This window comes from Haladaptatus sp. ZSTT2 (genome assembly GCF_037081775.1).
GTDB lineage: Archaea > Halobacteriota > Halobacteria > Halobacteriales > Halococcaceae > QDMS2.
On the sequence record NZ_JBAMHQ010000001.1, the window covers coordinates 2,470,839 to 2,495,851 of the forward strand.

At 62.2% G+C, this 25,013-nt stretch carries 21 protein-coding genes; 11 read left to right on the forward strand and 10 right to left on the reverse strand.

Annotated elements, in window-relative coordinates; all coding sequences use genetic code 11:
- Positions 1 to 2 precede the first annotated feature (2 nt).
- Genes V5N13_RS13460 through V5N13_RS13475 form a run of 4 tightly spaced genes read right to left on the reverse strand, consistent with a single transcriptional unit; the run spans position 3 to position 4,768 of the window.
- Positions 3 to 995, reverse strand: coding sequence for an asparaginase (locus tag V5N13_RS13460; protein ID WP_336361173.1), 993 nt, complete (start codon positions 993 to 995; stop codon positions 3 to 5).
- A complete protein-coding gene (locus V5N13_RS13465) occupies positions 992 to 2,269 on the reverse strand; it encodes an amidohydrolase (protein WP_336361174.1) in 1,278 nt (425 codons plus the stop codon). Before V5N13_RS13465 ends, V5N13_RS13460 begins: the two co-directional genes overlap by 4 nt.
- A gap of 55 nt (positions 2,270 to 2,324) precedes the next feature.
- Positions 2,325 to 3,962 (reverse strand): acyl-CoA synthetase, encoded by a 1,638-nt coding sequence (locus V5N13_RS13470; RefSeq protein ID WP_336361175.1) that lies wholly within the window; start codon positions 3,960 to 3,962, stop codon positions 2,325 to 2,327.
- 41 nt (positions 3,963 to 4,003) lie between these two features.
- Positions 4,004 to 4,768: an enoyl-CoA hydratase/isomerase family protein gene (locus V5N13_RS13475; protein WP_336361176.1), complete on the reverse strand. Its 765-nt coding sequence runs from the start codon at positions 4,766 to 4,768 to the stop codon at positions 4,004 to 4,006.
- 74 nt (positions 4,769 to 4,842) lie between these two features.
- Between V5N13_RS13475 and V5N13_RS13480 the strand changes: the two genes are divergently transcribed.
- Entirely contained in the window at positions 4,843 to 6,000 is a 1,158-nt protein-coding gene (locus tag V5N13_RS13480; RefSeq protein ID WP_336361177.1) for a thiolase domain-containing protein, read from the forward strand.
- The gene (locus tag V5N13_RS13485; RefSeq protein WP_336361178.1) at positions 6,000 to 6,317 is read left to right on the forward strand and encodes a Zn-ribbon domain-containing OB-fold protein; all 318 of its coding nucleotides are present in this window, start codon (positions 6,000 to 6,002) and stop codon (positions 6,315 to 6,317) included. Before V5N13_RS13480 ends, V5N13_RS13485 begins: the two co-directional genes overlap by 1 nt.
- Before the next feature lie 6 nt (positions 6,318 to 6,323).
- Here V5N13_RS13485 and V5N13_RS13490 read toward each other — a convergent pair whose 3' ends face one another.
- Positions 6,324 to 7,829 (reverse strand): aldehyde dehydrogenase, encoded by a 1,506-nt coding sequence (locus V5N13_RS13490; RefSeq protein WP_336361179.1) that lies wholly within the window; start codon positions 7,827 to 7,829, stop codon positions 6,324 to 6,326.
- Between the two features lie 164 nt (positions 7,830 to 7,993).
- Between V5N13_RS13490 and V5N13_RS13495 the strand changes: the two genes are divergently transcribed.
- The gene (locus V5N13_RS13495; protein WP_336361180.1) at positions 7,994 to 9,415 is read left to right on the forward strand and encodes a YjiH family protein; all 1,422 of its coding nucleotides are present in this window, start codon (positions 7,994 to 7,996) and stop codon (positions 9,413 to 9,415) included.
- Here V5N13_RS13495 and V5N13_RS13500 read toward each other — a convergent pair whose 3' ends face one another.
- The gene (locus V5N13_RS13500) at positions 9,416 to 10,060 is read right to left on the reverse strand and encodes a helix-turn-helix domain-containing protein (RefSeq protein WP_336361181.1); all 645 of its coding nucleotides are present in this window, start codon (positions 10,058 to 10,060) and stop codon (positions 9,416 to 9,418) included.
- Positions 10,061 to 10,148: 88 nt separating this feature from the next.
- On the opposite strand from V5N13_RS13500, the gene hutU reads away from it, so the two are divergent.
- The 3 genes from hutU to hutI are packed head-to-tail and all read left to right on the forward strand — an operon-like array spanning position 10,149 to position 14,013.
- The gene (hutU, locus tag V5N13_RS13505) at positions 10,149 to 11,891 is read left to right on the forward strand and encodes a urocanate hydratase (protein ID WP_336361182.1); all 1,743 of its coding nucleotides are present in this window, start codon (positions 10,149 to 10,151) and stop codon (positions 11,889 to 11,891) included.
- Positions 11,888 to 12,802: a formimidoylglutamase gene (gene hutG / locus V5N13_RS13510; RefSeq protein ID WP_336361183.1), complete on the forward strand. Its 915-nt coding sequence runs from the start codon at positions 11,888 to 11,890 to the stop codon at positions 12,800 to 12,802. Before hutU ends, hutG begins: the two co-directional genes overlap by 4 nt.
- The gene (hutI, locus tag V5N13_RS13515) at positions 12,799 to 14,013 is read left to right on the forward strand and encodes an imidazolonepropionase (RefSeq protein WP_336361184.1); all 1,215 of its coding nucleotides are present in this window, start codon (positions 12,799 to 12,801) and stop codon (positions 14,011 to 14,013) included. Before hutG ends, hutI begins: the two co-directional genes overlap by 4 nt.
- A 1-nt stretch (position 14,014) precedes the next feature.
- On the opposite strand, the gene V5N13_RS13520 is transcribed toward hutI, so the two are convergent.
- Positions 14,015 to 15,583: an acyl-CoA synthetase gene (locus tag V5N13_RS13520; RefSeq protein ID WP_336361185.1), complete on the reverse strand. Its 1,569-nt coding sequence runs from the start codon at positions 15,581 to 15,583 to the stop codon at positions 14,015 to 14,017.
- Positions 15,584 to 15,689: 106 nt separating this feature from the next.
- On the opposite strand from V5N13_RS13520, the gene V5N13_RS13525 reads away from it, so the two are divergent.
- Complete coding sequence (locus V5N13_RS13525) at positions 15,690 to 16,136, forward strand: MaoC/PaaZ C-terminal domain-containing protein (protein ID WP_336361186.1); 447 nt, start codon at positions 15,690 to 15,692, stop codon at positions 16,134 to 16,136.
- Here the strand turns inward: V5N13_RS13525 and V5N13_RS13530 are convergent, their stop codons facing one another.
- Complete coding sequence (locus V5N13_RS13530; RefSeq protein WP_336361187.1) at positions 16,137 to 17,291, reverse strand: iron-containing alcohol dehydrogenase family protein; 1,155 nt, start codon at positions 17,289 to 17,291, stop codon at positions 16,137 to 16,139.
- 108 nt (positions 17,292 to 17,399) lie between these two features.
- On the opposite strand from V5N13_RS13530, the gene V5N13_RS13535 reads away from it, so the two are divergent.
- On the forward strand, positions 17,400 to 18,614 hold the full coding sequence (locus tag V5N13_RS13535) for an acyl-CoA dehydrogenase family protein (RefSeq protein ID WP_336361188.1): 1,215 nt from the start codon (positions 17,400 to 17,402) through the stop codon (positions 18,612 to 18,614).
- A gap of 74 nt (positions 18,615 to 18,688) precedes the next feature.
- Positions 18,689 to 20,218: a class I adenylate-forming enzyme family protein gene (locus tag V5N13_RS13540; RefSeq protein ID WP_336361189.1), complete on the forward strand. Its 1,530-nt coding sequence runs from the start codon at positions 18,689 to 18,691 to the stop codon at positions 20,216 to 20,218.
- Between the two features lies 1 nt (position 20,219).
- Here V5N13_RS13540 and V5N13_RS13545 read toward each other — a convergent pair whose 3' ends face one another.
- Positions 20,220 to 20,798: a GNAT family N-acetyltransferase gene (locus V5N13_RS13545; RefSeq protein ID WP_336361190.1), complete on the reverse strand. Its 579-nt coding sequence runs from the start codon at positions 20,796 to 20,798 to the stop codon at positions 20,220 to 20,222.
- Between the two features lie 143 nt (positions 20,799 to 20,941).
- On the opposite strand from V5N13_RS13545, the gene V5N13_RS13550 reads away from it, so the two are divergent.
- A complete protein-coding gene (locus V5N13_RS13550; protein ID WP_336361191.1) occupies positions 20,942 to 22,930 on the forward strand; it encodes an AMP-binding protein in 1,989 nt (662 codons plus the stop codon).
- 54 nt (positions 22,931 to 22,984) lie between these two features.
- Complete coding sequence (locus V5N13_RS13555; RefSeq protein WP_336361192.1) at positions 22,985 to 23,701, forward strand: AMP-binding protein; 717 nt, start codon at positions 22,985 to 22,987, stop codon at positions 23,699 to 23,701.
- Positions 23,702 to 23,780: 79 nt separating this feature from the next.
- On the opposite strand, the gene dnaJ is transcribed toward V5N13_RS13555, so the two are convergent.
- On the reverse strand, positions 23,781 to 24,929 hold the full coding sequence (gene dnaJ / locus V5N13_RS13560; protein ID WP_336361193.1) for a molecular chaperone DnaJ: 1,149 nt from the start codon (positions 24,927 to 24,929) through the stop codon (positions 23,781 to 23,783).
- Positions 24,930 to 25,013: the final 84 nt, after the last annotated feature.

The window sequence follows — 25,013 nt, forward strand, 5'->3', positions numbered from 1 at the left end:
CTTCAGATGCCGGACATCGACGCAAGTTCGACGTACTCGCGCACCTCGGCTGGGTCGTCGCTCGCAGAGAGCGCGAGCGCGAGCGCGAGTCGCGCTTTGTGTGTCGGGAGGTCGCCGCCGAGTATCGCACCGTGGTCTTCGAGCGTGCGCGCGCCGCCACCCTTGCCGTAAATTCCGTTGACTGCGCCGCCGTGACACCGCGAGGTGACGACGACGGGGACGCCGTCTGCAATCGCACCTGCGACGGCCGATTCGAGTGCAGGCGTGGTGTTTCCAAGGCCGGTTCCTTCGAGCACGAGACCGTCCACACCGGCGTCAAGGGCGCGTTCGATTTGTCGCCCGTCGACGCCCGCGCCGCTTTTGACCATCTCGACGCTGGCGGTGATTTCACTCACTGGAATCGACACCGTCTCGCTTCCCGGCTGGCGGAAAAAGCGCACGTCCCCGCGCAGGAAGTTGGCAACGGGGCCTGCATCCGGCGCGTAGAACGTGTCGAGGTTGCTCGTGTGCCCCTTCGTCACGGTACGCGCCGAATAGAGGCTGTCAGCGAACGCGATGTACGCACCACCCGCTTCCCGAATGCGCTCGTTGCTCGCCGCACGAACCGCGGTGAGTAGGTTTGCAGGCCCGTCTGCGCCCGGCTCGTCCGGGCGTCGCTGTGCGCCCGTGAACACCACGGGAATTGTATCGCCCGCGACCACGTCAACGAAGTAGGCCGATTCCTCCATCGTGTCCGTGCCGTGGGTGACTACGACACCGTCGGTGCCGTCTGTGGCCAGTTCTCGCACGCGCGCTGCGATCGCGGCAAGTGTCTCGAAGTTCATGGCGAAACTCGAAATCTGGGCCACCTCATCGACGCTGATGTCGGCGTAGTCGGTGAGTTCGGGAACCGCCTCGACGAGTTCGCCGCCTTCTTTCGTCGGGGTCGCACCCGCGGACGTGCCGGTGCTCGCAATCGTGCCGCCTGTCGAGAGGACGGTAATGTGTGGGGTCATACTCGGTTTTCAAGTTCCAGCAGTGCGCCCGAGAGCACGTCGATGCCGACGAAGATGTCGTCCTCGTTCACGTCGAACGTCGCGGTGTGGTGGCCGCCGGGGTGGTCGGTGCCGATGATAGGGAATGCGGCGATTCCGCCGTTTTCCTTGACCGCTTTCATCAGGTAGGTGGCGTCCTCGCTCGCGCCGAAGTCCGCCCGGCGCACCAGCGACGTGACGCCTTCGACTCTCTCTGCGGCGGTCGCAACGGCGTCAACGGCGGCTTCGTCGCTGTCCTCGCGCGGGGCGATGCTCAGCAGTTCGGTTTCGACTTCCACGTCGTGCATGTCGGCGGCCGCCCGGAGCGTGCGCTCGACTTTCTCGTTCATGTAGTCGAGCAGTTCGTTCGTCTCGGCACGGATTTCGATGCCGAGTTCGCCGTCGTCCGCGATGACGTTCGTCGCCTCTCCCACGTCCGCCCAGCCGACGTTCACGCGCGTCAGGCCGTCACGGTGGCGCGGAATCGCGTAGAGGTTCTGGATGGCCGTCCCGACCGCTTGCATGACGTTTCGTCCCTCGTTCGGTGCGAGTCCTGCGTGGGCCGACTCACCCGTGAAGGTGACGCGCGATTGGCGAACAGCGAGCGGCTTGTCGCTCCCCGCAACCACTTCGCCGGAGGGGTGATCGAGGCCAATGTGGACGGCAAGGAGCGCTTCGACGTCGTCTACGAGCGGCGATTCTGACATCGGCTTGCCGCCACCGAGGACTTCCTCTGCGGGCTGGAAGAACACCTTGAGCGTGCCCGAAAAGTCGCTCTGCTGGATGGCTTCAATGGTGCCAAGGCCCATCGTCATGTGCGAGTCGTGGCCGCAGGCGTGCATCGCGCCGTCGTTCTCGGAACGGAAGCCTTCTTGGTTCGGATAGTGGCTCTCGTCGGTCGATTCGGGCCGCGGTAGCGCGTCGATATCCACGCGCAGGCCGAGCACGGGACCGTCGCCCTTCTCGATGACGGCGACGACGCCGGTGTGGCCGCCTTTCGTCTTTTCGAGCACGTCTTCGCGTGCGCCGTTTTCGCGCGCTTTCTCGAACCACTCATTGAGGACAGCGTCGTCGGGGACGCTCATCCGCGACTCGGAGACGAGCACGTCAGACCCAACGTGTAGTTCGTCTACGCCTAGCGCTTCGAGTTCGTCCACCAGCCGACTGGTCGTGAGAAATTCGCGCCACGACGGCTCCGGATATCGATGGAACGTCCGCCGAATCTCGACTGCCCGGTCTCTGATTCCTTGGCTCATGGGTTCACCACCCACGATGCGAGAGAAGAATATAGTGTTCAGGGTGGCGGCGAGGTTACAGCGAGCGCGCGCGACTCCGGAGTTCAACGCGCCGAATCTTCCCGCTCGACGTTTTCGGCAGTTCGTCGACGATGTGCACCCGCCGCGGATAGGCGTGGCGCGCGAGTTTTCCTTTCACGAACGAGACGATGTCCTCGCGGAGGCCGGGACTCGCCTCAAACCCGCCACGGAGGACGACGAACGCCGTCACGACCTCGCCGCGTTGGTCGTCCGGCACGCCGATGACCGCCGCCTCCGCGACCGATTCGTGTTCGAGGAGCGTGCTCTCGACCTCGAAGGGGCCGATGCGATACCCAGAGGAGATGATAACGTCATCTGCCCGCCCGACGAACCAGTACACACCGTCCTCTTTGGTGACCGCGTCGCCGGTCAGGAAGTACTCCTCGCCGTCGAGCGTCGTCCACGCCTTCTCGGTCGCCTGCGGACGGTTCAGATAGCCGGAAAAGTACGTGCCGTCGGTGCGCTTGACTGCGAGTTCGCCCGTCTCACCTTCCGGGACACGCTCGCCATCGCCGAGCACTGCCACCTCGAAGCCGGGCAGTGGCGTTCCCATGCTCCCTTGCACGAACTGCTCGGGTGCTGCGTGCTGGTTGCAGACGACCATGCCCGCCTCGGTGACGCCGTACTGGTCGTAAACGGGAACCGAGAGTTCGTCTTCGAACCAGCGGACGACCTCTGGGTTGAGCGGTTCGCCCGCGCTGTTGCCACGTTCGAGCGCGAGGTCGTACTGTTCGTGCAACTCGGCTTCGGCCATCAGCCCGCGATACGCGGTCGGGCTGCTCGCAAGCATGGTGACGCCCGCGCGCTCCATCACGTCGTACCACGCCGTCGGATCGAACTCACCCGCGTACATCACGTTCTGGACACCCATGCTCACGGGCGCGACGCCCGCAGACAGCAGGCCGTACATCCAACCCGGGTCTGCTGCGCCCCAGAACACCTCATCGCCGGTGAGGCCCATGCCGTACCAGAGGTAGGGGTAGAGCGCGCCGAGCACGCGGTGGGTCAGGAGACAGCCCTTCGGCGGCCCCGTCGTACCGGAGGTGTATTCGAGCGTGCACACGTCGTCTGCGCTCGTTTTGACCGTCTCGTGGCTGGTGGACTGGTCTGCGAGGAGGCTCTCGTGAGAGATGTCGTCGCCCTCTATGCCGACGTCCTCGCGGTAGAGCACGACGATGTGTTCGAAACCGATTTCGTCCTCGACGGCGGCCACGCGGTCACGGTACTCGGGCGTCGTGAAAATTACGTTCACGTCGGCGTCGCCCGCCCGCGCCGCAATCGCATCAGGACCGAAGGCGGTGAACAGTGGGACATACACCGCGCCGGTCCGCCAGATGCCGAGAAAAAGCGGATAGAGTTCTGGAACTCGGGGAACCAGCGTCGCCACGGGGTCGCCGCGTTCGACGCCGAGGTGCGCGAGGGCGTTTGCCACCTTCGAACTCTCGGCTTCGAGGTCTTCGTAGGTCTGTTCGACCTGCTCGCCATCTGCGCCGAACCACGAGAGTGCCGTGCCGCGCCCGACGTTCCGTGTCACGACTTCGTGGGTGATGTTGAGTTCTGCGGGTGCGTCCCAATCGAACTGTGCCCAGACCGCCTCCCAAGAGAACTCGTTGGCTGCTGGAATGCCCGTCATGGCTGCAGGTTTTCACCCCCAGAACTATGTGTGTGTTGTTCTCATTCAGCATAGTCCGGGTCGCGCTTTTCGAGAAACGAGAGTGCCCCTTCGTGTGCCTCCGGTCCGGCGAACAGGTAGCCAAGCCCGGTTCGCATCGCGTCGTCTTCACCCGCGAACTTGAGGCTCGTGTTCAGCCACGCTTTGGTCGTCTCGATGGCGGGCGGCGACCCGCGTTTGAGGTTCGCCACGAGCGATTCGACGGTTTCGTCCACGTCGTCGCGGGAGACGGCTCTGGCGAACAGTCCCCACTCTGTGGCCTCCTCACCGGAGAGCGTGCGCCCCGCGAGCGCGAGGTCGGCGGCGCGCTGGCGGCCAATCATCCGCGCGAGGCGCTTTGCGCCGTAGAACGGGTACGCCCCAATCTGCACCTCCGGCAGGGCGTATTCCGCGTCGTCGGGAACCACGGTGAGGTCACAGGCGAGGAGCAACTCGAAGCCGCCGCCGTAGGCCGAACCATTAGCTTTCCCGACCACGGGCATCGGTGCGTCTTCAATCGCGCCAAAGCAGTCTAAGGCAATTTTGGTGAGTTCACGCACTGTTCGCGTGTCGTCGATGTCGCGCAACGTGGCGATGTCGTCGCCCGCACAAAAGGCGCGCCCTTCGCCCGTGAGCACCGCGACGCGCGCGCCGTCTCGGTCTGCTCGGGTGAGCAAGTCGTCTACGGCTTCCCACATTTCGAGCGTGAGCGCGTTCAGCTTCTCCGGCCGTGAGAGGGTAATCGTCGCAACGCCGGCTTCGAGGTCGTAGGTGACGTGGTCAGTCATACGCCACACTCCACGGCCACGGTGATAAACGGTAACACAGGTAGGCTTATTCGCCTCCACCGGAAGCTAGCACCATGCGAGATGTGAGTATCGTTGGCATGGGCACGACCGAGTTCGGGGTGCTCGATGCTGGCGTCAAAGACCTCGGGGTACGGGCCGTCTCACGAGCATTGCGCTCGTGCGACGTGAGTAGGGCGGACGTCGATGCGCTGTATCTCGGCAACTTCGTCGCGGGGATTCTCGAAGGACAAGAGAACATCGCGCCGCTCGTCGCAGACAGCGTGGGACTCACGGGCATTCCCACGATGAAAACCGAAGGTGCGTGTGCGAGTTCGGGTATCGCCCTGCGGCAAGCCTATCAGGCCGTCGCCACCGGCGTCCACGACGTGGTGGTCGTCGCGGGCGTCGAGAGCATGACGAGCGCCGAAACCACGGAGTTCACCCGCGCACTCAACAGCGCCGCAGACACCCAAACCGAAGGGAAAACCGGCCTCACCTTCCCCGGCTTCTACGGCCTCTGGCTTGACCGCTATATGTACGAACACGGGACGACCCGCGAGGAGGTGGCCGCGATTCCAGTGAAAAATCGCAAAAATGGGGCGACCAATCCACGAGCGCGATTCCGCGACCCAATCACCATCGACGATGTCGTCGAGTCCAGACTGGTCGCAGACCCGCTGCGTCTCTACGACTGTTGTCCGGCCGCAGACGGCGGCGCAGCGCTCGTCATCGCCGCGAGCGACCGAGCGCGCGAGTTAACCGAGACACCAATTCAGGTGCTCGGGAGCGGCCACGCGAGCGGGCGAAGCGGCGCGTATCGCTACGACGACCTGACCACGCTCGACGCGACGGTCACTGCCGCGACCGACGCCTACGCGCAGGCGAACATTTCACCGACCGACCTTGACGTGGTCGAACTCCACGACTGCTTCAGCGCCGCAGAAATCGGCGACTCAGAAGACCTTGGGCTGTTCGAGAAAGGCGAGGGAGCAACGGCGGCCGCAGAGGGCGTGACCGCGGTCGATGGCGACGTGCCAATCAACCCGAGCGGTGGCCTGCTCTCGAAAGGGCATCCGGTCGGCGCGACGGGTATCGGGCAGGTGTACGAAGTCTGTCTCCAACTGTTCGGCGAACACGAAAATCAGGTCGATGGTGCAGAACTCGCGCTCACGCACAATCTGGGTGGGAGCGGTGCCGTCTGTACGGTCACCGTCCTCGGGAGGGATGCGTGATGCCCGCGTTCCCCGCCACGGAGTGCGCCGACTGTGGCGAACTGTATGGCTTCCCGGTCGTCGCCTGTCGCGCCTGCGGGAGCGAGTCGTTCGAGGCTCACGACGTAGACGGGTCGGGAACCGTCTACGCTCGGACAACCATCCGCGTGCCTGGCGCAGACCATCAGGGCCAAGAGCCGTTCGAGGTGTGCGTCGTCGACCTCGCAGCCGACATCCGCATCACCGCACGGATTCTCGACAACCCCGGCCTTTCTCCGGGCGACTCTGTACAGTTTGTCGAAGCCCGCGACGGCGTTTTCTTCTTTGAGGCGGCCTGACGCAGCTTATTCGAGCACGAACGGGTCGCCCACTTCGCCCGCGTGGTTGTACCAGACGCTTTTGGTCTGATAGTACTCCTCTAGGCCTTCGCGGCCGTTCTCGCGGCCGAGGCCGCTCGCCTTGTAGCCGCCAAACGGCGAGTTCGGCGCGATGAGGCGATACTCGTTTACCCACACCGTCCCGGCCTCGACAGTTTCGACGAACTCGTTTGCGCGGTCCATGTCTTGGGTCCAGATGGCCGCCGCGAGGCCAAAGTCGGTGTCGTTGGCGATTTCGAGCGCCTCGTCTAAGCTCGAAAATGAGATGACGCTCGCAACGGGGCCGAAAATCTCCTCGCGGGCGACGGTCATGTCGTTTTCCACGTCCACGAACACCGTTGGCTGGATGAAACACTCACCCGGCTGGTCTGCGGGCATCTCGCCGCCGATTTCGAGCGTTGCACCCTCTTCGAGTCCTGACTGGACGTACTTGTGGACAGTCTCCCACTGCCCGCGGAAGGCGACCGGTCCCATCTGCGTGTCCATGTTCCGGGGGTCGCCCATCTTGATGTCGCCCGCCCGTTCGGTCAATTTCGACACGAACTCCTCGTGAACGTCTTCGTGGACGAGCACGCGCGACCCCGCCATGCAGGTCTGGCCCGTCGCGGCGAAAATGCCCTTCATCACGCCGTTTACCGCGTCATCAAGGTTGGCGTCAGAGAAGATGACGTTCGGACTCTTCCCGCCGAGTTCGAGCGAGACTTTGGTGAGGTTCTCGCCCGCCGCTTTCGCCACTTTGCGTCCGACGGCGGTACTCCCGGTGAATGCGAGTTTGTTCACGTTCGCGTGTGCGGTGAGCGCCGCGCCGGTCTGCCCCTGTCCAGGTACGACGTTGTACACGCCGTCTGGTAAGTCGGTGTGCTCGTAGATGAGTTCCACAAATCGGAGCGCGCTCACGGGCGTCTCTTCGCTCGGTTTGTGGACGAACGTGTTGCCCGCTGCGAGCGCGGGTGCGAGTTTCCATGCCGTCAGGAGTAACGGCGAGTTCCACGCCGTAATCGCGCCGACGACGCCGAACGGCTCGTGGCGGATGTAGTTGAACATCTGCCCGTCTTTCTTATCGACGGGAACCGTGCGCCCGGATTCGACCTCCTCTGCGATGCGGCCGTAGTAGCGATACCACTCCCCCAACCCGCTCAGTTGCTCTTTCATTTCGCGCAGCAGCTTGCCGTTCTGGAGCGTTTCGAGTTCGGCGAGTTCGTCTGCGTGCGCGTCAATGGTGTCGGCGATTTGGTTTAGGATGACGCGTCGGTCGCTCGGCTTGGTGTCTCGCCACTCGTCGCGCTCAAAGGCGGCGCGTGCCGCGGCGACAGCGTCGTCTACGTCTTCTTCGGTCGCATCTGGGACGGTCGCCCACACCGTTCCGTCGTACGGGAACGACACATCGATACGGTCGTCGCCGTGGGATGCCCGGAACGCACCGTCGATGAACAACTCGTAGTCTGTGACTCCCTCGATGTTTGTTGTTGACATGGCTCAATTGAGTGGTTCAGGTACTCGTTAATAAGCGCATGGACAACTGCAAGACAGGCGACTGGAACGTGACAAATACGGATGATTACTGCAGGAGGCACTGTTAAACTACCCTCCATACGGAAATCGAACGTCTATGCAATACGTTCACATTGGACGGGAGTATGGCTACTGAAGGCGGCAGAACGTGGACGGTCGACGGCGACCAACGGGCACGGAGTATCGAGGAGATTGACTTACACGACTTGGCGATGCAGCCGGTGCTGAAATTCCTGCTCGCCTTCCTCATCGGCGGCGTGTTCTTCCTGCTGCCGGTTCGCTACGGCGGCGAAATCACGGTTCCCTTCGACATCGCGGTGAGCTACATCACCGAAACTTTCCCCGGCGCAGTCGGCGTCTACGCGCTGGCGATTATCGTCGCGGGCGGCGTGTTGACGACGCTTGCGATGCTCACCGACGAACCGATTGTGGGCGTTGACCTCTCGTATTTCGAGACTTCGGTCGTGTTTTGGATACTCAGACTCGCTGGGCTGGTGCTCGCCCCCATCATGTTCTTCAACCTCGGCCCGGCGTGGCTTCACACGCCCGGCACGGGTGGATTGATGTGGGGAACGCTCGTCTACAGCGTCGGCATCATCATCCCCATCGGCGCGGTGTTCATCACCATCTTCGTCGAACTCGGCGGCCTCGAATTCGTCGGAACCCTCTCGCGGCCGGTGATGAAGCCGCTGTTCAAGGTGCCCGGCCGCGCCGCCCTCGACAGCCTCGCGTCGTGGGTTGGCTCCTACAGCGTCGGCCTCTACGTCACTCGCAACGTGTTCGAACAGGGCGGCTACCACAAGCGCGACGTGTTCACCATCGCAACCTGCTTTTCGACGGTGAGCATCGGCTTTGTCGGCGTCGTTGCCGCTACCCTCGACATGCTTGCACTGTTCCCCGTCATCTTTGGCGCGTACTTCGTCTGCGTCGTCCTCACGGGCATCATCCTCGTCCGGATCCCACCCATCTCCACGACGCCGAAAGAGTACATCGCAGAGCCGGATCCAGAAGTCGGCTTCACCGGCTCACTCGCAGACTACGCCCGCTTTGCGCTCTCTGAAGCTGTCAAAAAGGCGGACGAGGGTGAATCGTTCCTTGAAGCCGCAACCCGCGGGTTCGTCGATGGTCTCAAACTTACAAGCCTCATCTTGGGAACCATCCTCGCCGTTGGCTTGGCAGCCACCCTGCTGTCTGCGAACACGCCCGTCTTCGACATCCTCGGGCGGCCCTTGGTTCCCATTATCGCTGCCCTCGGCATCCCGAATGCCGCCGCCGTCGCGCCCGCGACCATCGTCGGCATCACCGAGATGTACGTCCCCGTCTTGCTTGTGACCGAGACCGCACCGATGGCGAAGTTCTTCATCGCCGTCCTCGCCGTGTCCCAGCTCATCTTCTTCTCCTCTGTGGGGCCGATGATTATGGACATGTTCAGCGACGTGCCGATTCGCTTTCGCGACCTCGTGGGGCTGTTCGTCATCCGGACGGTCATCCTCGTCCCGGTCATCGCCGGGATGACCCATCTCGTCGCGGCATTGGGCCTGCTCTAATCAGAGAAATTCAACCAGCATATCCGCAAATTTCTGTTCTGCGCGTCTGAGGTGGTGTTCGACGGTTCGCCGTCCCACGCCGACTTGTTCAGCGATTTCAGTTGTCGTCGTCCCCCGAGGAATTTCGTAGTATCCACCCTCGTGTGCCGCGAGGAACACCTCGCGTTGGCGAGCAGAGAGCGTCGGAAGCGCCGATTCAATCGACATGAGCGGCGTGTCCGAGGCGATGCTTTCGAGTTCCTGTTTCGATTCGACCGTCACCTGCTGGTCTGCGGTAATCGCCCGATAGAAGTTGGTGAGATTCGCCGAGTCGAGGGCCAGCACGCGCACTATTTTCGCCCCCTTCTCGTAGCGAAGCGGCGGCAACAGCAAGCAGTCGTGGTCGGCGAGATACGATTCGATGTAGTCTGTGCCGTGTTCTTTCAGACAGGCGTTCGTGATGATGACTTGGTCTGCGCCGTTATCGATGCGCTCGCGGACGCCCACCTCCGCTTCGACGCGCGCGAGCACGTCGTCTGTGTGCTCGCCAGTCAGGTGCAGGAGGTCGCAGTGGTCGTTACACCAGAGTTCGATTTCCGTGTCGTTTCGCGCGGTTGCCCGGGCGTATGGGCCGCTTCCTGTGATACGGAACACGGCTTTGTACATGCGGCCACTTCGGGGCGTCAGTATAAAAATACAGTTCCATATGGAGACTCCACCCTCTCGGCGTCTCGCCTACTTGGTATGCGTATACATGGGACACAAGCAACCGACCGACCGAAAGAGCCGACTCGGTGAACCCTCCGCGCAGTGGCGCGAGTATCAGGGTGCACCAACCGGTACTGATATCGAATGTAAGGGCTGGCGACAAGAAGCGGCCCTCCGAATGCTCAACAACAACTTAGACCCTGACGTAGGCGAAAACCCCGAAGAACTCGTCGTTTACGGTGGAACGGGCCGCGCCGCCCGCAGTTGGGACGCCTACGACGCGATTCTCGCAGAACTCCGCGAGCTCGACGACGACGAAACCCTGCTCGTCCAGTCTGGCAAGCCCGTGGGCCGATTCACCACCCACGAGCGCGCCCCGCGTGTCCTGATTGCGAACTCGAATCTGGTGGGCAAGTGGGACAACTGGGAGCACTTCCACGAACTCGAAGCGAGGGGACTCATCATGTACGGCCAGATGACCGCCGGGTCGTGGGCGTACATCGGCACCCAAGGCATCATTCAGGGAACCTACGAAACGCTCGCGGAAGCCGGTCGCCAGCACTTCCCTGAAGCCAAGGGACTCACAGGAACCATCACCGTCACCGGCGGCCTCGGCGGGATGGGCGGCGCACAACCGCTTGCAGTGACGATGAACCATGGCGTGTGCATCGCCGCGGAGGTGGACGAACACCGCATCGACCGTCGCATCGAGACGCGCTACTGCATGGCGAAAACCGACGACTTGGACGAAGCCATCTCGATGGCAGAGGAAGCCGCCGCGAAGGGCGAACCGCTCTCGATTGGCCTCCACATGAACGCCGCCGACATGTTCGACGGGATGCTCGAACGCGGCTTCGTCCCGGACATCGTCACCGACCAGACGAGTGCCCACGACGAACTTGAGGGCTACTATCCAAGCGGCTACACCGTCGAAGCAGCCGACCAACTGCGCGCCGAAAATCCCGAGAAGTACGTCGCAGAGAGTCTCGATACGATGGTTCGCCACGTCGAAGGCATCTTAGCGATGCAGGAGCAGGGCGCTATCGCCTTCGAGTACGGGAACAACATTCGCGGGCAGGTCAAAGAACACCGTGGCATGGAGAACGCATTCGATTTCGAGGGCTTCGTCCCGGCCTACATCCGCCCGCTGTTCTGCCGCGGCAAGGGACCGTTCCGTTGGGCAGCACTCTCTGGTAACCCGGCAGATATCCACCGCACCGACGACGCTGTGAGAGAACTGTTCCCCGAGAAGGAGCACCTCCACCGTTGGATCGACCTCGCCCAAGAACAGGTCGCTTTCCAAGGGCTTCCCTCCCGCGTTTGCTGGCTCGGCTACTCGACCGATGAAGACGGCGTCACCGAGCGCGCGAAGTTCGCGCTCAAAATCAACAACCTCGTCCGCGAGGGCGAGATTTCCGCGCCGGTCGTCGTCACGCGCGACCACTTAGACGCGGGGAGCGTCGCAAGCCCGAATCGCGAGACTGAGGCTATGCGCGACGGCTCCGATGCCGTTGCCGACTGGCCAATCTTGAACGCCCTGCTCAACTGCGCGGCGGGCGCGGACATCGTGAGCGTCCACGACGGTGGCGGCGTTGGCATCGGCAACGCGCTCCACACGAACAACCACGTCGTCTTAGACGGGACGGACCTCGCAGCAGAGAAGGCCCGGCGCGTGTTCACCACGGACCCCGGCATGGGCGTCATTCGCCATGCAGACGCGGGCTACGAGGAAGCATTGGACGAGGCGGCGGTCTCGAACGTCCCGATTCCGATGCGAGACCGGACATGACGCTCGAAGTAGCCGAAAACTGGCAGGGCACGTCGAGCGACCCGAACGACGAGCAGTTCGGCCACGTTATCGAGACCACGTCGCTTGCCGAAGCGAGCGAATACGACGCCGTGATCGTCGGGGAACCCTACGACGGCGCGGTCATCTCGCGGAAAGGTGCGGCGGCAGGCCCTGCTGCTATCCGAAAATCCCTCGCAGGCACCAAGAGCCACCATTTCGACGCCGGACCGGTCTCAAATATCGGTGACCTCGGTGACATGGTGATTCCCGACGGTTCCGTTGCAGCGGTGCAAGCCGCCGTCCGAGAGGTGACGAGCGAACTCCATGCACAGGACGCGCTGCCGGTGTTCCTCGGCGGCGACAACTCGCTCACGTTCCCGAACGTGGCTCCGCTGGTCGACGATGGCTCGGTGGGCGTCATCAACTTCGACGCCCACCTCGACGTGCGCGAAGTGCCTGAGACGGGACCGACGAGCGGAACGCCCTACCGGCAACTCCACGACGCGGGCCTTGATGGCTACGCCTGCGTTGGCGCGCGCCACTTCGAGACGAGCACGGCGTACCACGATTTCGTGCTCGAAAATGAGGGGGAAGTCGTGACCGCAGAGGAGGTCACAGACGACCCGGTGGCTGCAATCGATCGCGCACTTTCCGCGCTCGCTCACGTTGACACGCTCTACGTGAGCGTGGATATCGACGTGCTCGATGCCGTGTATCCGGGGTCGAGCGCCCCGACACCCGGCGGCCTCTCGCCGGGCGACCTGTTCCGCGCGGTCAGACTCGCGGCGAGCGACGACCGCGTCGCTGGCTTTGAGGTGGTGGAGTGCGCACCGCCACTCGATGAGAACAATCGAACGGTGGATGCCGCCGCACGCACCGTCGCCCACTTCCTCGTGGGGTGGTCGGCGTGAGTGACCTCGTCATCCACGACGCCGCAGAACTCGTGGTCGGGAAAGGCGAAGGAAAACCGCTCGAACGCTACGAAAACGCCGCGATTGCGGTGGCAGAGGGGAAAATCGTGGCCGCTGGACCGACCGACGAGGTCACCCGCGAGTACCCCGCAGAGAACGCAACGGAAGCCATCAACGCCACCGGCAAGACGGTGCTCCCGGGCTTCGTTGACCCGCACACCCACGCCTTGTTCGCGGGCGACCGCTCGGACGAGTTCGAAGCCAAACTGCGCGGGAAAACCTACCAAGAGATTCTCGCAGCCGGTGGTGGGATTCTCAAATCCGTCCGCTCGGTTCGCAAAGCGAGTGATGAAACGCTCGTCTCGAATTTGCTCGGGCATTTAGACCGGATGCTCGCCAACGGGACAACGACGGTCGAGGTGAAGTCAGGCTATGGCCTCGACACGGAAACCGAACTCCGAATGCTCGCGGCCATCCGCGAGGCCGACGAGCAACACCCCGTGGACGTGATTCCGACGTTCATGGGCGCACACGCAGTGCCACAGGGGATGGACGCTGACGACTACACGCAAGCAGTCATCGACGAGCAACTGCCAGCCGTCGCAGAGCAGGGCATCGCCGAGTTCAACGACGTGTTCTGCGAGGAGGGCGTGTTTTCGGTCGAACAGTCTCGACGCATCCTCGAAGCCGGGATGGAGCACGGACTCACGCCAAAAGTTCACGCAGAAGAACTCGCGCACATCGGCGGGACGAAACTCGCCGCCGAAACCGGTGCGACGAGCGCAGACCATCTGCTCCACTCGACCGAAGACGACATTTCGGCGCTCGTGGAGGCCGGGGTCATCCCGGTTCTCCTGCCGGGAACCGCCTTCGGCCTCGGCGCGGAGTTCGCAGACGCGGAGATGATGCTCGACCACGGCGCACCCGTCGCCATCGCCACCGATTTCAACCCGAACTGCCACAGCCACTCGATGGGCTTCGCCCAGTCGCTCGCGTGTGTGGAGATGCGTATGACGCCCGCACAGGCGCTCGTCGCAGCGACCGAACACGCCGCACTCGCGCTGGATAGGCAACATCTCGGTCGCCTCGACGTGGGCGCGCCAGCAGACCTCGTCGTCGTGGATGCGCCGAATCACGTCCACGTGCCCTATCAGTACGGGACGAATCTGGTGGAGACAGTTGTTAAAAACGGCGAGCGCGTTTTTGGCTAGGTCAGTTCACATTTCGCTCCGCGCCGTCCCAGTACTCGTCTCGTAGGTCGGTTTTCCGAACTTTCCCATACGAACTGCGCGGCAGTTCGGTGACGATGTCGATTTCTTTCGGTTTCTTGTACGCGGCCAATTCCGTATCGCAGGTCGCTTCGAGTTCTTCCCGGAGGGTTGCTTCAGCAATCTCCGCGTCCGGGCGCGGTTCGACGATGGCGACCACCTTCTCGCCCCAGTAGTCGTCGGGGACGCCGATGACGGCGGCGTTTGAGACGGCCTCGTGGGTGGCGAGCACTTCCTCGATTTCGCGGGGGTAGACGTTCATCCCGCCGGTGATTATCATGTCCTTCTTGCGATCTAAGATGTAGAGGAAGCCGTCTTCGTCGAAGCGTCCCACGTCGCCGGTGTGGAGCCAGCCGTCCACGATGGTTTCTGCGGTTTTATCAGGTAACTCCCAGTAGCCCGGCGTGGCGAGTGGCGACCGAACGGTGATTTCTCCGAGTTCGCCCTGCTCGACGGGTTCGTTTTTATCGTCTACGAGTCTGACTTCCGCGGTGTCCACTTCGCTGCCCGCAGATTGGAGCAGTTCTTCGTTTTCTTCTGCCGCCCGGCGGTGGGTCTCGTGGTCGAGCACGGTGATGGTCATGGGACATTCCATCTGGCCGTAGGATTGGATGAACACGTCGCCAAAGGTGTCGAGGCCTTCGCGCAGGCGGGCGGCGCTCATCGGCGCACCGGCGTAGTAGAGGTTTCGCAGCGAGGAGAGGTCGCGGCCGTCGTCTGCGTCGTAGGTGTCGAGCAGTTTGTAAATCATCGTCGGGACGACGAAGATCGAGTGGACGCCGTGGGCGTCTACCGCGTCCAAGAACTCGTCGGGGTCGAAGCCATCGACGAGGATGTTCGTCCCGCCGACGAGCATCGTGGATTCGACGAGAAAGCCCGTGCCGTGGGTGAGCGGTGCGGCGTGGAGCGTCACGTCCCCGTCTTGCTGTGTGAGTTCGGCTTTGAGTGAGAGCGCAGTCGAGAGCCACGTGTCGTGGGTGTGGGTCACGCCCTTCGGGAGGCCCGTCGTGCCGGAGGTGTACATCAGCGCGCAGGGGTCGTCGCCGCTTCCGACCGACTGAGGGACCGCGTCAGATTCGAGGAGCGATTCGTAGGCGTGCGTCTCGCCGGGGAAGGCTGCGTCTTCGTCGCCAACAATTACGTAGTGGCCCGCTCGTGCCTCCATCTCCGTGCAGTGGGCGGCGAACTGGGATTCTGCGACGAGCACGTCGATACCGGCGTCAGATACGAGGTGGTCGTGGTCGCCCGGCGTGAGCATCGTGTTGAGCGGGACTTTGAGCGCCCCGAGTCGGTAGGCCGCGACCGACGTTTCGATGAAGGCGGCGTGATTTTTCACCATCAGGCCGACACGATCACCGGGTGAAACGCCGAGGGCCGTGAGGCCGGCGACGAGTCGGTCCACGCGTTCATCGAGTGCTTCGTAGGTTCGCCCGTCTTCTGCCCCACGCCCGAGCAGCGCCGTTCGTTTGGGGTGGCGCCTCGCGGCCCGCCGGAGGATATGCCCTAAATTCATGCGTGACAGTTTCTGACGTGGGATAAAATAATTCCGCCTGCGACAGGATGTCGGCAAGAACAGGGCAGACCCGACGATACAAGCCACTTCGAATCCGTGTGTATCTATGCCACAGACGGCGTACTTCTACGAGGATTTGGCGGTGGGCGACACGTTCGAAACGCGCGGACGAACCATCACAGAGAGCCATCTCGTCACCCACGCGGGCAACACGGGCGACATGAACGAACTCCAGATGAACGCGGCGTTCGCCGAGAAAACACGCTTTGGCGAGCGCGCCGTCCACGCCCCGCTCACCTACTCGATGATGGAGGGGCTCATCACGAGCGACTTCCGCCACGAGGATTCGAACATCTGTTATTACGGGCTCGACAAGATGCGGATTCCACACCCCACCTTCATCGGTGACACCATCAGCGTCTCGCGGAAAATCATCGACACGGAAGACCGCGACGACGGCGGCATCGTCACGTTCCGCGACGAAGTGACGACCGAGGAGGGAAAAGTCGTCCTCGTCTGTGAGACGCTCGAATACATCCGGACCCGCGACTGACTACCACGCGGCTTCGAGGAACGCGACGAGGTCTGCTTCGGTGATATCTCGCGGATGACTGGCGAGCGACGGCTCCGCTGCAGCGATTTCCGCGATGGCATCAAAATCGGCCTTCTCGACGCCTACGTCGCGTAGGCGGGTGGGCGTTCCAAGCGTCTCCTGGAGCGTCGTGACCGCATCGAGAACGTTGTCGAGAATCTCTTCTTCCGTCCCGGCCACGTCGACGCCCATCGCCTGCCCGATACGGCGGATGGCGTCGGGGGCCGCGGGTGCGGTGAATCGAATGCCGTGGGGGAGGAGGATGCTGTTGCCGTCGCCGTGCGAGACGGGGTGGCGCGCACAGAGGATGTGATTCACACCGTGGTTGATGCTGACGCCACCGACGACGCCGAGTCCCGAGAGCGCCGCGCCGAGTTGTGCCTGTACCCGGGCTTCGGGGTCGCCTGCGACCGCGCCGGGGAGGTTCTCTGTGAGCAGGCGAATCGCCTTCTCTGCGGTCGCCTGATAGAACGGATTGTCGCTTCGGCCCTCTGAGTAGAGAATTTCGACGGCGTGGTCGAGCGCGTTCATGCCCGTGCTTCCGATGACCGATTCGGGGGTTGTTTCCGCGATGGCCGGGTCGTAGATGCTCGCTTGCGGTCGCACCTTCTCGTCTAAGAGGACGACCTTTTCTTCGGGAGTGGACACCCCACAGATGTTCGTCACCTCTGCTGCAGAGAGCGTCGTGACCACGCAGTAGAGGGGGAGTTTTGGTGCTGGCAAGTCCGGCACTTCGACCTGCCCGTCTACCGTTCTCGTTTTGAGTTGTTTGAGGTCGTCCGTCTCTTCTGCGGCGAAGATGGCGATGGCTTTCGCCGTATCGCTCGCACTGCCGCCGCCGATGCTGACGAGGGCATCTGCGCCGCAGTCGTGCAGGCGTTCGACGCCTTCGACGACGGTTTCGTGCGGGACGTTCGGCCGTGCGCCGGTGTAGGTTGCGACGAGGTGCTCGCCAAGTGCCTCGGTGACGGGTTCCATGACAGCGTCTGTCGCGCCGACGTGTTCCCCACAGACGACCATCACCTTCGCGTCTGCGTCGATGCGTTCGGTGAGTTGAGAGACGCTGTTCGGCCCCCACACGAATCGTGCCCGTTCGTATTCGTGGTCAAAAATCATACACAATGTAGGAATATGCAGAAAGTTAGCAGTTAGCATTCAGGTGATTTGCCGCGCTGGTTGCGTTCATCCCAAACGTCTTAGGGCATGATGGCCCTTGACAATGTAATGCAGTACAACGACTCTGCCCTCGCACAGGAAGTCTCCGGACGGGTGCGAGAGTTCATGGACGACGTGGTTATTCCAGCAGAACGTGACCTTGAACCGGGCACCGTGGTCTCCGATTCCGTCCTCGCTGACCTGCGCGAGCAGGCTCGTGAGTACGACGTGTACGCACCACAGATTTCAGAGGAGTACGGCGGGATGGGCCTCGAATTCCGCGACGTGCTCCCGGCGTTCGAGCAGGCTGGTCGCAGCATCCTCGGTGCGCCCGCGATGCGCGTAGACGCCCCCGACGAAGGCAACATGCACACCTTCGAAATGCTCGGCACCAAAGAACAGAAAGACAAGTGGCTCCGCCCGCTCGTCGCCGGAGACATCCACTCCGGGTTCGCCATGACCGAGCCGATTCAGGGCGGTGGCTCCGACCCGAAGATGCTGAAGACGAAAGCCGAGAAGGACGGCGACGAGTGGGTCGTAAACGGGCACAAGTGGTGGACGACCAACGGCAGCGACGCGAGCATCCTCATCGTGATGGCGCGCACCGACTTCGACGCCCACCCGTACCAGGGTGCCTCGCTCATTCTCGTCCCAATCGACACGCCCGGCGTGGAAGTCGTCCGCGACATCCCGCACACCGGCGGCGGCGTCATCGGAACCATCCACTCGGAAATCAAGTTCAACGACGTGCGCGTCCCCGAAGAGAACCTGCTCGGCACCGAAAACATGGGGTTCAAACACGCCCAACAGCGCCTCGGTCCGGCCCGCCTGACGCACTGTATGCGGTTTTCAGGGATGGCCCAGCGCTCGCTTGATGTGGCGAAAGCCTACATTTCAGAGCGTGAAGCCTTCGGTGGCCCCGTCGCAGAGAAGCAGGGCCCACGCTTTGCCATCGCCGAACACGAGACGAAACTCCACGCCGTGAAAACGATGGTACGCCACGCCGCGTGGCAGGTTTCAGAGGGCGACGAAGCCCGAATCCCCGTCTCCATGTGTAAGGTGTTCGCCGCGAACGTCGCACAGGAGGCCATCGACACGGCGCTCCAGTTCTGTGGCGCAAACGGGATGGGCAAAGACCTGCCAATCTCTGATTTCTACGAGGAGGTTCGACAGTTCCGCATCGTAGACGGGGCAGACGAGGTGCACAAGCGCGTCATCGCCCGCAACGCCTTCGACGAAATCGACCCCGAAGAGATTTCGACGGTCACTCGGTTCGACGGCTAAAACCCACAGCTACCGGCGGCAACGCACGGCGCGTTGCCAACACCCTTATACTGGTATTTCATACCACAGCACACATGCGAATCGACGACTTGCTGGAGGCGCGCGTCGAGAAGACGCCAGAGAAGACGTTTCTGAATTTTGGTGACCAGCAGTACAGCTACGCAGCCGCCGTCGCGGCCTCGAAACGCTACGCGAACGCGCTCGCAGAGTGGGGTGTCGAACAGGGGGACCGAGTGGCGCTCTTTCTCCCGAACCGACCCGAGTTCCTGTTCACGATGTTCGCAAACGCGTACCTCGACAGCATCACCGCGCCGTCGAATCCGGAGTACAAGGCAAGCGCACTCCGCCACTCGCTCGAACTCTCACAACCTGTCGTGCTGGTGACCTCAGCAGACTTGCTCAACACGGCGGTCGAAGCCGCGCGTGGAACGAGCGTCGAAGAAATTCTCGTATGCGACGACGTTGAGGGCTATCAGTCGCTCCCCGACCTCGCCGAAAACCAGTCAACTGAGGTTACGCCACCGTCCGACGACGACCGGGCAATTGGCCTGCACATGTACACCTCGGGGACGACGGGACCGCCGAAAGCCGTAGAGTGCGAACACCGCAACTGGACGATTTCGGCCATCGACTTCCAGAAGCGGATGGGCTTTACCCACGACGACGTGCTGTTCACGGCCCTGCCGTTGTTCCACGCCAACGCCCAGATTTACTCGACGCTCGGTGCGGCAGCCGCCGGAGCCGAGGTCGTTATCTACGAAAAATTCTCCTCGTCTAACTGGTGGGACTGGTGTCGCGAACACGGCGTCACCGAGTTCAACGCGATGGGGAGCATGCTGAAGATGCTCGACAACATGCCACCGGCAGACGACGACGCCGACAACCCGGTCGAGTACGTCTTCTCTGCGGGGACGCCGAAAGACCTGTTCGAGCCGTTCGAAGCGCGATTCGACATCCAGATTGTCGAGGGCTACTCGCTCACCGAAGACCCGTTGCTCATGCTCAATCCGACGGACAAAGACAAGCGCCGCGTCGGAAGCATTGGCCTCCCACCCGCAGAAAAGCGCGTCAAGGTCGTCGATGACGACGGCAACGAGGTGCCACGCGGCGAGAAGGGAGAACTCATCCAGAACTGCCCGGCGATGCTCGCGAGCTACTACCGCCAGCCGGACAAGACCGACGAAGCAGTCGTCGATGGGTGGTTCTACACCGGCGACTACGCGAAAATTGACGAGGACGGTTTCGTCTACTTCTTAGACCGCAAGAAAGATATCGTCCGCCGCGGCGGGGAGAACATCTCCACCTACGAAATCGAGGGCGTCATCAAGGCGTTAGACGGCGTCGAAGAAGTCGCCATCATCCCGAGTCCGGACGAGTTCTACGACGAAGTCGTAAAGGCGCTAGTCATCAAAAAGGAGGGCTTCGACATCACACCTGAGGAGATAATTGAAGCGTGTGAAGCAGCTCTCTCGTCGTTCAAAGTGCCCCAGTACGTGGAGTTTGTAGACGAGTTCCCGTACACGCCAACTGGGAAGATTCAGAAACAGAAACTCCGCACCCGCGAGAAAGAAGAGCGCCCGAGCCACTGGTCGCGCCCGGAGTGACTCAGCGCCCGGTGTCGTACTTGTAAGTCGCGTCGTCCGGGTCGATGCCGAAGTCTTCGGGCGTGTCTTCTGGTTCCGGTTCGCGCTTTTTTGCTGCCTGTTTGAACCGTTCACGGAGCGTCTCTGGCATCACGAACTCCTCGGGCGAGATGGCGACGGAAATCACGTCCGGTGACTGATGCTGTCGTTTCTCTTCGAGACGTTCTTTGAGTTTCTCGGGGAGGTCGCTCGTCGAAACCGGCTCGAAGCCGAACTGCGAGAGATATTCGGGTGTGTCGGTGAGCGCATACACCGTGTCGAAGTCGTTGTCTGTCGCTTGCGTGAGCAGCCGTTCGGCGACGTGGGCAGAGACGCCCTGCCTGCGCCAGTCGGGGAGGGTGCCAATGGACGTGAGTTCACACAGCTCGCCGTCGTCGATAACGTGGATGCGGATGCGGCCGAACCCGGCGCGCTCGTTGGTGGTTTCATCGACCGCAATCACGTAATCACGAGAGCGAAAAGCCGTGCCGTCGAGCCCCATCGCCTCGATGTGGTCGAGCAACCAGACCTCATCTCGGTTCTTCGCTTCTCGGACGTACATGGCAATAGCTTGTCTCGCAATGAGCAAAAGGATTTGGCGCGACTCGATGTCCACGAGAAAAATTAGCCGGCGTGTGACACTGCGTTGGGATGTCGTGGCACAACTACTTTGTATTCGCTTGAATATCTCCATATAGGCTAATCATGGAATCCCTTGAGGACTTTGACGACATCGTGTACGAACCCTCCCAGGAGTTCGTCGAATCGACGAACGTCTGGCGGTTCATGCAAGAACACGACATCGCTGATTATGACGAACTCATCGAACGCACGACCGTCGATGCGGGCGATGGCGAATCGGGCGTGGAGTGGTTCTGGGACGAGATTGTTGAGTGGATGGGCATCGACTTCTACGAGGACTATGACTCGGTGCGCGACGACACGGACGGGCCACAGTTCTCGAAATGGTATCCGGGCGGCAAACTCAACATCGCGCACAACACGGTCGACCGCCACGCCGCGGTCGATTCACCGAACCGAAACAAGGTCGCCTGCATCTGGGAAGGCGAGCCGGGCGAGGTTCGGGAACTCACCTACCACGAACTGTACCGCCAGTCGAATCAGGTCGCAAACGCGCTCAGCGACCGTGGCATCGAGAAGGGCGACACGGTGGGCCTCTACATGCCGATGGTTCCCGAAGTCATCTCGATTCTCTACGGTTGTTTCAAAGTCGGAGCGATTGCGGTTCCCATCTTCTCCGGCTTCGGCGTTGACGCCACCGCAACCCGCATCGAGGACGCCGAGTGTCGCGTCCTGTTTACGGGCGACGGGTTCTACCGTCGGGGCAGCAAGGTGCGCCTGAAAGGACAGGCAGACGAAGCCATCGAGGAGGCCGGGCACGTCGAACATACGATTGTCTACAACCGCTTCGACGACGGCGAAGCGCCGTGGGACGACGCCCGCGACGAGTGGTGGGACGACGCCGTCGCGACCCAAGACGACGAGTTCGACACCGTCGCCATGGATTCGGCCGACGAGTCGATGCTCCTCTACTCTTCGGGGACGACGGGCATGCCAAAGGGTATCGTCCACACCCACGCAGGCGCACAGACGATGACTGCAAAGGAGATTCACTTCGGCTTCGACCAGAAGCCGTCTGACCGCTTCTTCTGGGTGTCCGACATCGGCTGGATGATGGGGCCGTGGACGCTCATCGGGAACCACACCTTCGGCGGGACGATTGTGATGTACGAAGGCGCGCCGGACTACCCGAACCCAGACCGCTTCTGGTCGATGATCGACCGCCACAACATCTCTACGTTCGGCATCTCGCCAACAGCCATCCGCGCGATTCGCAAGAAAGGCGACCACTGGGTTGAGGGCCACGACCTCTCGTCGCTTCGCCTCCTCGGTTCGACCGGCGAACCGTGGGACCCCGAATCGTGGATGTGGTTCTTCAACGAAGTCGGCGGTGGCGACACGCCGATTATCAACATCTCTGGTGGCACCGAAATCTGTGGCTGTTTCCTCATGCCGATGCCGATTCAGCCGCTCAAGCCGTGTACGCTCGGCGGTCCTGGGCTCGGGATGGCCATCGACATTGTGAACGAACAGGGCGAGTCCATCGCCGCGAACCACGAACGCGGCTACCTCGTCGCCACAGACTCCGTGCCGTCGATGACCAAGAGTCTCTGGGACGGCGACGAACACTACTTAGAAGAGTACTGGTCTAAGTTCGGCGACATGTGGAATCACGGCGACTGGGCGCAGATTGACGACGACGGCCTCTGGTTCCTTCACGGCCGCTCTGACGACGTGCTCAACGTCGCAGGCCGCAAGGTCGGTCCCGCAGAGGTCGAAGGTGCGCTCATCGAACACGACGCCGTGAATCAGGCCGCCGCCGTCGGCGTTGATGACGACACCACGGGCACTGCCGTCGTCGCCTACGTCATCGTAGAGGATGGTGTCGAAGAGACGGACGACCTACGTGCGGAACTCACCAACCAAGTCGGCGAGGAACTCGGCAAGCCGTTCCGCCCGCGCGAGATTCTGTTCGTAAACGAGTTCCCGAAGACGCTGAGCGGGAAAATCATCCGCCGTGCTATCGCCTCGGCGTACGACGGCGACGCCATGGGCGACCTCTCGAGCATCGAGAACCCCGACGCCTTAGACGCCATCAAGAACGCGCGGTAAGCCTCGCGGCCCCGACTCGCACCATTTTTGCTCGCGGACTCGTTACGATCAGTCATGGACACGTTCGCCGACCTGCTGGCAAGAGAGCGCCGAAGTGGTGCTCCCGCCCTTCGGACACACGGGAGTCGCATCCGGCGGTACACCTACACCCAACTGTGTACCCTCTCGTGGCAGTCGGGGAGCGTCCTTCGCCACGTCGGCGTCGCCAAGGGAAGAAAGGTCGCGCTCGCCGCCTCACAGTCTCCTGAGCCGGTGCTCACCTTCCTCGGCGCTGGCCTCCTCGGCGCAGTGGTTGAGTTCGAACCCGACACAGAGGTGGACGCTCGCGCGCTCGTCGCACCTTCTACAACCATCGCGGACTACGAACTCCCGCCGGGCGGCCAGCGAATCGCCTACGGCGAACGCCCCGACGACCCTTCCACGATGTTTTTTGAGAAGGAAGTCTGGAGCGAGAACCCGGTGATTCCACCCATCGACATTTCATCAGACGACGCAGTATTGGCGGCCGATGTCGAGGTCTACACGCAGGGACAGTTGCTTGCAGCGGCTGAGCGAGTGATTGAGGAATACGACATCACCGACGAGGACGAAGTCATCATTCGCACGCCGCTCACCGAACCCGGAACGGTGGTCGCCGGGATTCTCGCACCGCTCGTGGTCGGTGGGACGATTGTGTTCCCCGGCGAGGATGGGGAGGGGACGGTTGCGGTCGCAGACGGTGACGCTCCCGAGTCGCGCGTGATTGAGTTAGCAGACGTGCAAGTCGACTGAGTATCTTCTAGTCGATTACTATACGAGAATAATGCGACGGACGCTCGGGCGATAACGGCGTGGAAAACCGAGTCGCTGCTTAGAAACTGTTTTTCAACTTCTCGAAGAAGCCTTCGCTGACTTCGACTTCCTCGCCGCCTGCTTCGGCGAACTCCTTGAGTGCCTTCTTTTGCTCTTTGTTGAGTTTCTCTGGCGTGACGACCTGCACTTGGACGAACATGCTTCCCTTGCTCCGACGGCGGAGGCGTGGCATCCCTTTGCCCTTCAGGCGGAAGGTTTCGCCCGACTGCGTCCCCTTTGGGATGTCCATCGTGACGCTTCCCTCCAGCGTCTCGATTTCAACCTTGTCACCAAAGACGGCCTGTGGGAAGGAGATTGGGTGGCGATAGTAGAGGTCGTCGCCGTCGCGTTCGAAGTCCGGGTGCGGTTCGATTTGAATGTCGATGAGGAGGTCACCGTTGGGGCCACCCTTCTCGCCGGGTGCACCCTCGCCGTCCATCCGGAGAGTCTGGCCGTCGCGGATGCCCGCGGGGACATCGACCGAAAGGGTTGCTTCGCGGCGCACGCGCCCGTCGCCGTGGCAGGTGTCACACGTCTCTGAGTAGAGCGTTCCTTCGCCGCCACAGTGGTTACACGTCTGAGTCTGCTGGATGCGCCCGAGCGGCGTCTGTTGGACGTGTGTGGTCTGGCCGCGCCCGTCACACTGCGGGCAGGTCTCTGCGTCTGCGTCTTCGGGGTAGCCCTTGCCGCCACAGTCGTCACACGCCTCGGGTCGGGTGAGCGTGAACTGGCGCTGGAGGCCGTCGTGGGCGTCTTGGAGGGTGATGGTCATCGACGTGCGGAGGTTCTGGCCCTGTCGCGGGCCGTTGCGCTGGCTCCGACCGCCGCCGAAGAACTGCTCGAAGATGTCGTTCATCCCGCCCATGCCGCCACTTCCGCCACCGAAACCGCCGCCAAAGCCACCGGCTCCGCCCGCACCTCCGTCGAAGCCGCCGCGCTTTTCTGCCTGCTCGAAGCGTTCGTGACCCATCCGGTCGTAGGCGCTTCGTTTTTCCTCGTCAGAGAGAACCTCCTTCGCTTTCTTCACCTGCTTGAACTTCTCTTCTGCGTCGGGTTCGTCACTGACGTCTGGGTGATACTTCGCGGCCTTCTTGCGGAAGGCACTCTTGATGTCATCTTCGTCAGCGTCACGAGAGACGCCGAGCACTTCGTAGAAGTCCTCGCTCATTCGTTACCCGTGGTAAATCCCGGAAATACTTGAAAAGAACGGGTCACACCGACACATATTCGAGTCAACAATTTTACAAAAATC